The sequence below is a fragment of the Lysobacter antibioticus HS124 genome (assembly GCF_000336385.2).
Taxonomy (GTDB): domain Bacteria; phylum Pseudomonadota; class Gammaproteobacteria; order Xanthomonadales; family Xanthomonadaceae; genus Lysobacter; species Lysobacter firmicutimachus.
Genome location: NZ_HG424548.1, coordinates 1 through 11,415, shown reverse-complemented (window position 1 = coordinate 11,415; position 11,415 = coordinate 1). Strand labels below are relative to the sequence as shown.

The following is an 11,415-nucleotide window of genomic DNA, read 5'->3' as shown; positions in this document are numbered from 1 at the left end:
CCCCGCCGCTGACCGATCATCCCGGGCTGATGAAGCGGCTGGGCCAGCTCGGCATTCCCTACGCCAACATCTCGCCCAAGCTGCGCAGCGGCCGCATCGGCGTGATCCTCGATGAAGAGCGCGCGGTGCGCGAAATGATGGCGCACCTGATTTCGCTCGGCCATCGCCGCATCGCCCACATCAAGGGCCATCCCGAACACGGCGCCAGCCAGTGGCGCTTGAACGGCTATCGCGACGGCCTGGCCGCGGCCGGCATCGCCTACGATCCGGCGCTGGTGGCGGAGGGCGACTTCCACTACGACACCGGCGCGATCTGCGCCCAGCGCCTGCTGTTGATGCCCGATCCGCCGACCGCGATCTTCGCCGCCAACGACGACATGGCCGCCGGCACCATCCGCACCGCCAGCGAAATGGGCCTGTCGATTCCCGGCGACGTGTCGGTGTGCGGCTTCGACGACACGCCGATCGCGCGCCAGATCTATCCGCCCTTGACCACGGTGCGCCAGCCGACCCGCGAGATGGGCCGGCTGGCCACGAACGAGTTGTTCAAGCGGATCAAGTCGCCGCAGGACGGGCAGATGATCGTCGCCGCCTACGAGTTGCAACTGCGCCAGTCCACCGGTCCCGCCGCCAAGGCCCGCACGCGCCGGCGCTGATCGCGCCCGCCGCCGGCGTGCGGCGCGGCGGCCGCACGGATCGGGCGCTGCCGCCCTCACCAGAACACGGCGTACAGCGCGACCAGGATCGCCAGCACGGCGATCGCGGCGAGGTTGAACGAAGGCGCGGTCGCATAGCTCACGCCGTCGTGGCGGATGCGGTCGACTCCGGCGCCGGAGGGCGTGGCCAGCGAGACCAGCACGGCCAGCGCCGCGGCGAGCACGAACACCAGTCCGACCCGATTGACGAACGGCAACTCCGGCCAGGCCAGCTTCAGCGCGATCGACAGCAGGAACGAACCCAGCGCCGCGGCCAGCGCGCCGGCTTCGTTGGCGCGTTTCCAGAACAGGCCGAGCACGAAGATCACCACGATGCCCGGAGTGAAGAAACCGGTGTATTCCTGGATGTACTGGAAGCCCTGATCGAAGCCGCCGATCAGCGGGCGCGCCGTCAGGATCGCGATCGCGATCGCGATCGCCGCGGTCACGCGTCCTACCCGCACCAGTTGCCGCTCCTGCGCATCGGGCCTGCGCTTGGCGTAGAAGTCCAGGGTGAAGATGGTCGCGACCGAATTGATCTTCGAGGCCAGCGAGGCCACGATCGCCGCGACCAGCGCCGCGAACACCAGGCCGAGCACACCGGTCGGCAACAGCGCCATCATCGCCGGATAAGCGTCGTCCGAACGCGGCAGGCCCGGCGCCAGCATCAGCGCGGCGATGCCCGGCAGGACCACGATGATCGGCAGGATGATCTTCAGCGCGGCGGCGAACACGATGCCCTTCTGCGCCTCGCGCAGGTCCTTGGCGGCGAGCGCGCGCTGAATGATGTACTGGTTGAAGCCCCAGTAGCTGACATGCATCACCCACAGGCCGCCGAGCAGCACGCCGATGCCGGGCAGGTCCTTGTAGTGCGGGTTGTCGGGCGAGAGGATCATCTTGAAGTGATCCGGATGCGTCGCCCACAAGGTCTTGAAGCCGGCCAGGATGCCGGCGTCGCCGCCGATCTTGCCCAGGGTCAGCGCCGCGACCATCAGTCCGCCGAGCACCAGCAGGGTGACCTGGACGATGTCGGTCAGCGCCACCGCCTTGAGGCCACCGTACAACTGGTAGGCGAGCGCGAACGCGCCGAGCAAGGCCAGGGCCAGGAACTGGTCCATGCCGGTGACCTGGGCCACCGCGATCGAGCCCAGCCACAGGATCGAGGTCAGGTTCACGAACACGTACAGGCCGAGCCAGAACACCGCCATCACCGTGCGGATGCCGTTGCCGTAACGCTCCTCGAGGAACTGCGGCATGGTGTAGATGCCGTTGCGCAGGAACACCGGCAGGAAGAACTTGCCGACCAGCAGCAGGGTGGCCGCGGCCATCCACTCGTAAGACGCGATCGCCAGGCCCAGGGCATAGCCCGAGCCGGACATGCCGATGATCTGTTCGGCGGAAATGTTGGCGGCGATCAACGAAGCGCCGATCGCCCACCACGGCAGCGCCTTGCTGGCGAGGAAGTAGTCCTTGGCGGTTTTCTCGTGGCCGCCCTTCTCGCGCGAAACCCATTGCGCGAGGGCGAACACGCCGGCCAGATAGAACAGAACGATCAGGGTATCGAGCAGGGAGAGTTTCATGCGGTTCCGGAGAATGGCTGCGCGGTGCCTGCCGTTCTACCGGCCGCTGCCGGGCTTGACCACGGCGCAGCGGCGTTTTCGGGCAAGAATTCGATTGCAATGAAATCTACGGCGGCGGGGAGCAGGCTGAATCGGGAAGTAGGCACACTCCATGCACGACGCTGGCGCGCAGGGAGCGCACCCGGACACCGCGGAATCGACCCGATGTCGTGCCCGCAAAGGCGGGAGTCCAGGGCTCCGCCGAGGCATGACGCCGAAGCCTCTGGATTCCCGCGTTCGCGGGAATTACGGGGGAGAGAGTGCGCTGAAGCCATTGGGCCCCCGCTTTCGCGGGAACGACGCAACACAGAGCGTGCTGAAGCGTCCGGATCGCCGCTGTCGCGGGGACGACCATGGCGGGACGTCGCCGAAGGCTCTTGGTCCGCTGTCGCCAACGCGTCCAGCCGTTGCCGCCGTGCGCCGCGGAGCGGAGCGCACGACGGCACGGCCGGCTTGCAAGGCCGTGTTGCCGGCATCAGAAGTTCCAGCGCACGCGCAGGCCGTAGCTGCGCGCGTCGTTGAGGAAGCGCACGTTCACGCCGGAACCGACCAGGGCCTTCTGCGAGACGTCTTTGTTGGTCAGGTTGCTGCCCCAGACCTCGAACCGCCAAGCGCCGTCGAGGGTGGTGAAACCGGCGCCGGCGTTGATCTGGGTGAAGCCAGGCTGCTCGTCGGGGAAGCCGGCGATGGCCGAACTCTCGACCCGGTCGACCGTGCCGGCGGTATCGCGCAGGAAGGTCACGTCGCGGTCGTTGTACTGGGTCAGGAAGAACGAGGAGCGGTAGGCCGCGAGGACCTGCCAGTCGAACGTGCCGCGGGCGAAGTCGATCGCCTGCTGCAGCCGGGCGTTGAGGGTGAACCGCGACGACAACGGCAGTTCGTTGCCGGTCAGGTCGATCTGCGAAGTGATGCCGCCGTTGCCGAAATCCTGGCTGCGCACGTCGGCGACCACGCCGCGCTTGATCTTGGTCTGCAGGTACAGTGCGTTGAGGTCGAGGGTGAAGCCGCCGCCGAAGCGCAGACGGCTCTCGGCCTCCAGGCCGTACAGTTCGGACTTGCCGACGTTGCGGTTGACCAGGGCGAAGCCGGTGGCCTCGCCGTCGGGGTTGAACGCGATCACGCTCAGGTCCTGGAACACCTGGTCGGCATAGTCGTAGTAGAAGCCGCTGACGTTGAAGGTCGCGGTGCGGCCGAGGAAATCGAACGAGTTCTTCGAGCCGATCTCCAGCGCGGTGAGCTTCTCCGGCTTGTAGGTCTCGGGAATGACGTTGACATCGAAGCTGTCGTTGAAGCCGCCGGCCTTGTGGCCGGTGGAGACGGTGGCGTAGAGCAGGTTGCGCGGAGTCAGGTCGTATTCGAAGCCAATGCGCCAGTCGAGGAAGTCGAAAGCGCTGGAACCGTGCTGCGGCGACGGCACGCCCAGCACCAGGAAGCTGTGCTGGCCGTTGGCCGGGCAATCGACGCTGTTGCCGCCGATGTCGGGGCGGTCGATGCAGGTGCCGTTGGGACGCGAGCCGTCGACGATGCCCTGCAGTTGTTGCTGCATGGTGTCGCGCGCGCCGGCGCGCAGGATGCCCTGCAGCAGGAAGCGGGCCATGTCGGCGTTGCTGCTCAGCCCGGCGACGTCGAAGCTCGGCCGGTCGAGCAGGGTCGGCATGAAGCCTTCGGTGCCGAGCCGGGTCTGGAACACGCCGCCCTCGCCGCCCAGGCCGATGGTCCAGTTGCCGCCGATGCCGTCGCGCGACTTGCGCTCGTCGGTGTAGCGCAGGCCGCCCTTGACCCGGAACCGCTCGTTGACGTCGAAGGTGCCGTCGCCGAACACCGCCCAGGACTTGCCGTCGACATCGGGCATGGTGAACTCGGTGCCCGAGTAGAACGCGCCCTTGTCGGCCAGGGCGATGAAGCCCACCTGTTGCTTTTCGTGGAAGTAGAACCCGCCGGTGGTCCAGCGGAAGCGCGCATCGTCGGCCGACGACAACCGCACTTCGTGGGTCTGCGCCTGCGACCGCGCCTGCAGGTAGTTGGTGCCGAAGTTGTCGTAGTCGATGCCGCCCCAGGTCGCCGGCTGTCCGGGCGGACGTTCGCGCAGGTCGCGGCCCGGCCAGGTATTGCCGTCGGAGGCGGAGTTGATCTGGAAGTAGTCGACGTCGCGGTAGCTGCCGTTGTATTCCAGGTTGACCGGACCGAAGTCGTAGCGCACGGTGCCCTGGAAGCCCCACAGCTTGTTGTCGACCTTGCCTTGTACGCCGCGATAGATGATGTCGCGCAGTTCGATATCGTCGGCGTCGTAGCCTTCCTGGGCGGCGCGGAACAGGTTCGCGCCCGGATAGCCGGTGCCGCGTTCGCGGCCGACGTCGAGCATCGCGAACACCGAGAGCTTGTCGTCCGGCTCGTACAGGAACGACAGACGGCCGGCGTTGTCGTCCTGGATGCCGGCCGGCTGGATATGCCGCCACAGGCCGACGTTCTCGAACCCGGCCTCCTTCTCGATGTGGTAGCCGGCGAAGCGCAGTGCGGCATAGTCGCCGAGCGGGAAGTTCAGCGCGGTCTCGTAGCCGCGCTGTTCGCGGTTGCCGATCTCGCCCTGGACGTAGCCGCCGAACTCACCGCCGAGCTCGGGCCGCTTGGTGACGATATTGAGGGTGCCGGCCAGCGCGTTGCGGCCGCGCAAGGTGCCCTGCGGCCCCTTGTTGATCTCGACCCGTTCCAGGTCGTAGAACATGCCGCCCAGGCCGCGCGGACGCGGGATGTAGGCGCCGTTGACGTGCGGCGCGGCGCCGGGGTCGCCGAGTTCGGTGTTGTTGGAGGAACCCACGCCGCGGATGAAGACTTCGGTCGCGCCCTCCTGATTGGCGATGCTCAGCCCGGGCACGGCGACCTGCATCTGGCGCAGTTCGTTGTTGATGCCGAGTCCGCGCAGATCGTCCTGCGACAAGGCCTGCGCGGTGCCGGCGTACTTCTGCAGGCTCTGCTCGCGGCGCTCGACGGTGACGATCACCGAGTCCAGGTCGGTGGCTTCGCGCGCGCTCGCCGCGGCGCTCGTTTCGGCCGTCGGCGCGGACTGCTGGGCCCAGGCCGGCGCCGCCATCAGCACCGAACAGATCGCAAGACTCAGGCTCGAACTGCGCAAGCGCGCGCTGCTGGACACGGTCATCAGTACATCCCCTCCCCGGGGTCGGCCGGCGGCCGATGGTTGTGGCCTGTGGTGTGCGCGGCTCGAATCGGAGTCGAATCCGAAGCCGGCGGCTGACGATGCGCGGCCGATGTAGCCCGACTATGACAGCGCTGTCAATTTTCCGGACACGATGCGGCGATGCAGCATGGTTTCGAGCCTCAGCCGATCGGGACGGCAAGACCCGTCGTCGGCCTGGACGAGCGTGACCCCAATCACGCATGTGCCTGCCGACGGTCGACGTAAGCGGTTACACGCGCCGGTAGACGCGCGAGTCGTTCGACCAAAGTCGATAGGCCTCCGAACGGACGCGGCGGCCCGGTAAGCGGGTTTGAGGCATCGCTGCATGGCGCAGTGCATCATGCGTTCGCGCGAGCGCGACGGACGCCGAAAAGACGAACCCCGGCCGAAGCCGGGGTTCGCAGGACGGGCAGGCCGATGCCGGCGATGCGGTTACGGCGTGGCGTCGGTGGCTGCGTCGGCGTTGGCGATGCCGGTACCGATCGGCGGAACCGGAGGGATCGGGAACGGGGTGACGTTGGCCTTGATGATGGACTCGATCCCGGCCGGCGACGGCGCGGCGGCAGGCTTGGAGCGCATCAGCGCGACGATGCCGGCCACGAACGGCGCCGCCATCGACGTGCCGCTGTAGTTGGCGTAGCTGGCCGCTCCCGGCGTGGTGGTGCCGCTGTTCAAGGTCGACAGGATGCTCACGCCCGGCGCGGCGACGTCGACCGCCGGCCCGTGGTTGGAGAAGCTGGCGCGCGCGCCGGCCGAAGTGGTCGCGCCGACGGTGATGACGTTGGCGCAGCTGGCCGGCTGGAAGTTGCGCGCGTCGGCGTTGCTGTTGCCGGCGGCGACGACCACCGTCGTGCCGCGCGACACCGCGCCGTTGATCGCGGTCTGGAAGGTCGAGCTGCAGGCGCCGCCGCCGCCCAGGCTGAGATTGATCACGCCGGCCTTGTTGGCGCCCACCGCCGGCACGCCGGCGACCACGCCGCCCGAGGCCCAGGTGATCGCGTCGGCGATGTCGACCAGGGTGCCGCCGCACTTGCCGAGCACGCGCGCCGACAGCACTTTGGCGCGGAATGCGGTGCCGGCGACGCCGGTGGCGTTGTTGGTAACGGCCGCGGCGATGCCGGTGACGTGGGTGCCGTGCCAGCTGGACGGGTTCGGCGAGCACCAGTCGCCCGGATCGCTCGGGTCGCTGTCGCGGCCGCCGCCGTCGTTGGCGGTCGCGGCGTTGCTGATGAAGTCGTAGCCGCGCGGCGTGGTCAGGTTGGCGATCAGGTCGGGGTGGTTGGTGATGCCGGTGTCGAGCACCGCGATGACTTCGCCCTGCCCCTGGTAGCCGTTGTCCCAGCCGGTGTTGGCGCGGATGCCCCAGGTGCCGTGCAAGCCCCATTGCGAGGGATAGTTGGTGTCGTTCGGGGTCAGCGCCGGATGGAAGATCGAGTTCGGCTCGACGTATTCCACGTTCGGATCGGCGGCGATGTGCTGCATCAGCGTGGTCGCTTCGGCCACGTCGAGCGGACGGCTGGTTTCGACCAGTTCGGCGCCGGTGGATACCGAGCGCGCGTGCTTGATGCTCAGGCTCCGCTTGCCGAGTGCGCCGACGGCGATGTCGAGGCGGCGCTGGAAGTCGGCGGCCTTGCCCGGCGAACCGGACTTGTAGGCGATGATGAAGCCCTCGACCGGACGATTCGGATCGAGGCTGCTCAGATTGACGCGTTCGGCGGCGAAGCCGGGAACGGCGACGGCGGCGAGGGTGGCGGCCGCCAGGATGTGCCGGCGGAGGTGGCGCTGGGATTGCTGAGACATTGGCGAAACTCCCGTGAGGTTTCGTTTCGTTTGGCCGCGCTAATGCGGCGAACCGTCCTGGTTCTCTCGCGATCGACGATGGAGATACGGCTGCCTTCCGCGATTGCGTCCGGACGTCGTAAGGGATGCAGCGCTATGCATCCGGGCTAGGCAGCCTAGGCAGGAATATTTATTCGACAACGGCTAAACGTCTATTCGTCACATCGGTTCCGTGGCGCCGGATCGGAATTGCGGTTGGCGCGCGGTCGCAGTGGGCAGCGCCGCAGCGCCATCGGTGCGCGAGCCGGTTCGGAACGCGCCGGCGGCGCAACCGAGAGTGGCGTGCCGTCCACCGCCTGCCGGGGATGGATGCCGGCTGCGGCGGTCCGCGTCGCCCAGGGCGCCGGAAAAGCCGGCGTTCACGCCCGCCGCGGCAGTGCGTTTCTCCGGGTGCGCCGCGCGAGCGATCCGTCGCCGCCGCCTTTGTCACGTAGCGGAGTTCCTGCATGTCGACGATACGCATCGCGTTGTCCGGTGCCGTATGCGGCTTGGCGATCCTGGCGTCGCCGGCGGCGGCGAACGAACGGGGCCCGGCGACGATCGATTGGCCGCAGGCGCAGTCCGATATCCGCGCCGACGAAAAGCTCGAGCCCGACACGGTGCGCCTGCTGCGTTCGGCGCCGCCGTGGCGCGCGGCGCGCGCATCGGCCGGGTGTCCAACGACTTCGACGGCGCCGCGACCACCGTCCACCTGCATTTCGATATCAAGGACAGCGTGCGCGTGGGTGCCCGCAGCGAAGTGGTGTTCGTGCCGCCGTACAGCAGCCGGCGCAAGGCGTACGAACGCTTGCTGAGCGGACAGCCCTGACGCCGGTGCGCGGTGCGCTCGCCGTCCGCACCGGCCACGGCGCGCGGCGCGGCGCAGTCGCGGCCGGCCTTTCGCGCGAAAGGCCGGCCGCCGTGGATCAGCTTTCGTACGCCGATTCGCCGTGGCTGGTGATGTCCAGCCCCTCGCGCTCGGCTTCCTCGGCCACGCGCAGGCCGACCACGGCCTTCACTACGACGAAGGCGAGCACCGACACCAGGCCCGACCAGACCACGGTAATGCCGACGCTGAGCGCCTGCACGCCGACCTGTTCGAGGATGCTGTCGTTACCGGCGCCCAGGCCGAAGCCGCCCAGCGCCGGCGAGCTGAACACACCGGTGAGCAACGCGCCGATGATGCCGCCCAGGCCGTGCACGCCGAACACGTCGAGCGCGTCGTCGGCGCGCAGCAGGCGCTTGAGCCCGTGCACGCCCCACACGCAGGCCGCGCCGGCGATGGCGCCGATCGCGATCGCGCCGAACGGCCCGACCGTGCCGCAGGCCGGAGTCACCGCGACCAGTCCGGCGACCACGCCCGAGGCACCGCCCAGCATCGACGGCTTGCCCTTGATCACCGCTTCGACCAGGCTCCAGGCCAGCGCCGCGGCGGCGGTGGCGAGCAAGGTGTTGAGGAAAGCCAGGGCTGCGCCGGCGGTCGCTTCCAGGTTGGAACCGGCGTTGAAACCGAACCAGCCCACCCACAGCAGCGAGGCGCCGATCATGGTGTAGGCGACGTTGTGCGGCTTGATCGCCTCGCGCCCGTAGCCGATGCGCTTGCCGACGAAGTAGGCGCCGACCAAACCGGCGACGCCGGCGTTGATGTGCACCACCGTGCCGCCGGCGAAATCGATCGCGCCCTTGGCGAACAGGAAGCCGTCCGGCCCGTACCAGACCATGTGCGCGATCGGCAGGTAGGCGAAGGTGAACCAGAGCGCCGCGAACAGCAACACCGCGGAGAACTTGATCCGCTCGGCGAAGGCGCCGACGATCAGTGCGCCGGTGATGCCGGCGAAGGTCGACTGGAACGCCACGAACACGTATTCCGGCAACGACACGCCGGCGCTGAAGGTGGCCGCCAGGGCGTCCTTGTTCACGCCCTTGAGGAACAGCTTGTCGAGGCTGCCGATCCAGGCGTTGCCGCCGGCGAAGGCCAGCGAATAGCCGTAGCTGACCCAGAGCAGCACGATCAGCGAGAACACCGCCAGCACCTGCATCAGCACCGACAGCACGTTCTTGGAGCGCACCAGCCCGCCGTAGAACAAGGCCAGGCCCGGCACGGTCATCAACAGCACCAGCAGGGTCGAGGTCAGCATCCAGGCCACATCGCCCTTGTCGACTACGGGCGCAGCGGCGGCGGCCGCGTCCTGGGCGCGCGCGGCGCCGGCGGCGAGCAGCGCCAAGGCCGGCGCCGCGGCCAGGGCCCACGCGCGGGCCGAGGCATGGGGGGACCGCTCGCGCGAGCGGGATTCGATCGTCGTGTACTTCATGGTCGTATCTCGCGTGAGGGTTCAAAGAGCGTCGTCGTCGAGCTCGCCGGTGCGGATGCGCACCGTCGCTTCGACCGGCAGGACGATGATCTTGCCGTCGCCGACCTTGCCGGTGCGCGCGGCGTTCTGGATCGCCTCCAGCGCGGCGTCGAGCAGGCTGTCGGGAACCGCGCACTCGACTTTGAGTTTGGGCAGGAAATCGACGACGTATTCGGCGCCGCGATACAGCTCGGTATGGCCCTTTTGCCGGCCGAAGCCTTTGACTTCGGTGACGGTGATGCCCGATACGCCGACTTCGGTCAGCGCTTCGCGCACTTCGTCGAGCTTGAACGGGCGGATGATCGCAATGATCAGTTTCATCTCGCAGCTCCGTGGATGTCTTGGACGGTGGGGCGCAAAGCGTTCAGAACGCCTTGGTCAGGGTCAGGGTGAAGGCGTCGTCGGCGAGGAAGTGGCCGTGCGCGTTGGTGTACAGCGCCTTCTCGGCGTCGGTGCCGCTGTAGGCGGCGGCGACCGAGAATCCGTTGTCGAAGCTCTTGGTCACGCCGAGCTTCCAGTCGGTGTACTCGAAGTCTTCGTTGTGCTCGATCCACTGCTTGCCGCCGTGCAGGTTGAGCGTCCAGCCGGGCTGGAAGGTCCAGTTGAGGTTGGCGTCGAGGTAGGACGAACCGTCGGAGTCGGCGTAGCCGAACAGATCGGTGACGGCGTAGGAGTACTTGAGCCCGAGCGACACCGCCTCCGACGGCGCCACGCTGCCGCCGAGGTAGATCTCGGTGGTGTTGGGGCTGTTGAAGCCGGACGGATAGTCGCCGGGGTAGTAGTAGGTCAGCACGCCGACGTCGTAGGACACGATCTCCCCGGCCTTGCCGCGGTAGCCCAGGTAAGCGTCCAGTTCCAGGCTGTTGGAGATGTCGTCGCCGACCACCACGGTGTCGGACAGCCAGCTGACGTTGCTGCCCCAGGCGCCGGCGTAGAAGCCGCTGTCGTGGGCGTACTCGATCCCGCCCTGCAGGGCCGGATCCTGATCGGTCTGCGACACGCCGCGGAACAGGTAGTCGCTGGTCAGAGCGATCGAGCCGGTGACCCCGGCGTGCACGGGCACCGCGGCGAGCGCGGCGAAGGCGGCCGTCATGGCCAGGGCGAGCGCGTGCGCGCTCGTGCGCGCCGTGCGGACGCGGCGGGTGACGCGATGATTGGCATGTAACGACATGACGCAGGCTCTCCTCATAAGCGGTGGCCCCTCCCCGGTCATTGCTGCGGGCGTCCCGGTCCCGGTAGCGGGATGCGGTCGCCGATGCGACAGCGGACTCTTCGGTCCGCCTTGCATGGGTCGTTTCGTCCTCCTGCGATCGTTGGCGACGGCGACGGAACCTGCGGACTCTGTCGGTCTCGTGTCGGTTCCGCGATAAAGCGCTTTGCTGCATTTGTTGCGGGTTTCTTCGGCCAAGCCGCTCCCGCGACGGCGGCCGTGGGCCGTCGTCGGGCGGGGGTGGGCGGGTGGCGCCGCCCGGCTTGGAGTTCGTTCCCTGAAAGCGACACGGCCCGGAGCGCTAGCCCCGGGCCGTGTGCCGTTTCATCCCGCTGCGCGCACCGCCGCGCACCGCCGCATCGCATCGCGCCGCGCCGCAGCGAAGCGGCGCAGGCGGACAACGGGCGGTGGTGGGGCGAAAGCGTTCATGGCGGTCGATTGCTCTACGGCGTGGATCGTGCAGTACATCGGGTATTCGAGCGGGCGAACCGGGAGCCGTCCGGAATGCGTTGAAGCGCATTCCGGCCCG

9 protein-coding genes are annotated in these 11,415 nt (G+C 68.3%); 2 read left to right on the top strand and 7 right to left on the bottom strand.

Annotation, left to right across the window (positions count from 1 at the left end):
* The coding region (locus TX83_RS17955; RefSeq protein ID WP_141233559.1) for a substrate-binding domain-containing protein at nucleotides 1-656 on the top strand (656 nt) is incomplete at its 5' end.
* Between the two features lie 56 nt (nucleotides 657-712).
* Here the strand turns inward: TX83_RS17955 and TX83_RS17950 are convergent.
* From TX83_RS17950 to TX83_RS17940, 3 genes are all read right to left on the bottom strand, one after another.
* Entirely contained in the window at nucleotides 713-2,275 is a 1,563-nt protein-coding gene (locus TX83_RS17950) for a sodium/sugar symporter (protein ID WP_064749355.1), read from the bottom strand.
* Nucleotides 2,276-2,789: 514 nt separating this feature from the next.
* Nucleotides 2,790-5,468, bottom strand: a complete 2,679-nt coding sequence (locus tag TX83_RS17945) for a TonB-dependent receptor (protein WP_064749354.1) — start codon at nucleotides 5,466-5,468, stop codon at nucleotides 2,790-2,792.
* A 471-nt stretch (nucleotides 5,469-5,939) separates the two neighbouring features.
* Nucleotides 5,940-7,307 carry a S8 family peptidase gene (locus TX83_RS17940; RefSeq protein ID WP_064749353.1) on the bottom strand — a complete coding sequence of 456 codons (1,368 nt, stop codon included), beginning with the start codon at nucleotides 7,305-7,307 and terminating at the stop codon, nucleotides 5,940-5,942.
* Between the two features lie 664 nt (nucleotides 7,308-7,971).
* Between TX83_RS17940 and TX83_RS17935 the strand changes: the two genes are divergently transcribed.
* Nucleotides 7,972-8,154: a hypothetical protein gene (locus TX83_RS17935; protein WP_064749352.1), complete on the top strand. Its 183-nt coding sequence runs from the start codon at nucleotides 7,972-7,974 to the stop codon at nucleotides 8,152-8,154.
* Nucleotides 8,155-8,251: 97 nt separating this feature from the next.
* On the opposite strand, the gene TX83_RS17930 is transcribed toward TX83_RS17935, so the two are convergent.
* From TX83_RS17930 to TX83_RS23710, 4 genes are all read right to left on the bottom strand, one after another.
* Complete coding sequence (locus TX83_RS17930; protein ID WP_079248293.1) at nucleotides 8,252-9,637, bottom strand: ammonium transporter; 1,386 nt, start codon at nucleotides 9,635-9,637, stop codon at nucleotides 8,252-8,254.
* A 21-nt stretch (nucleotides 9,638-9,658) separates the two neighbouring features.
* Nucleotides 9,659-9,997: a P-II family nitrogen regulator gene (locus tag TX83_RS17925; RefSeq protein ID WP_064749351.1), complete on the bottom strand. Its 339-nt coding sequence runs from the start codon at nucleotides 9,995-9,997 to the stop codon at nucleotides 9,659-9,661.
* Nucleotides 9,998-10,040: 43 nt separating this feature from the next.
* Nucleotides 10,041-10,847 (bottom strand): TorF family putative porin, encoded by an 807-nt coding sequence (locus tag TX83_RS17920; RefSeq protein WP_075575239.1) that lies wholly within the window; start codon nucleotides 10,845-10,847, stop codon nucleotides 10,041-10,043.
* Nucleotides 10,848-11,210: 363 nt separating this feature from the next.
* Nucleotides 11,211-11,415: hypothetical protein (locus TX83_RS23710; protein ID WP_222423788.1), on the bottom strand; the 205-nt coding region annotated here is incomplete at its 5' end.

What these genes read in the sequence shown, in the direction of transcription:
- TX83_RS17930 (WP_079248293.1), bottom strand. Translation starts at nt 9,637, where the DNA reads ATGAAGTACACGACGATCGAATCCCGCTCGCGCGAGCGGTCCCCCCAT.
- TX83_RS17925 (WP_064749351.1), bottom strand. Translation starts at nt 9,997, where the DNA reads ATGAAACTGATCATTGCGATCATCCGCCCGTTCAAGCTCGACGAAGTG.
- TX83_RS17940 (WP_064749353.1), bottom strand. Translation starts at nt 7,307, where the DNA reads ATGTCTCAGCAATCCCAGCGCCACCTCCGCCGGCACATCCTGGCGGCC.
- TX83_RS17950 (WP_064749355.1), bottom strand. Translation starts at nt 2,275, where the DNA reads ATGAAACTCTCCCTGCTCGATACCCTGATCGTTCTGTTCTATCTGGCC.
- TX83_RS17945 (WP_064749354.1), bottom strand. Translation starts at nt 5,468, where the DNA reads ATGACCGTGTCCAGCAGCGCGCGCTTGCGCAGTTCGAGCCTGAGTCTT.
- TX83_RS17920 (WP_075575239.1), bottom strand. Translation starts at nt 10,847, where the DNA reads ATGTCGTTACATGCCAATCATCGCGTCACCCGCCGCGTCCGCACGGCG.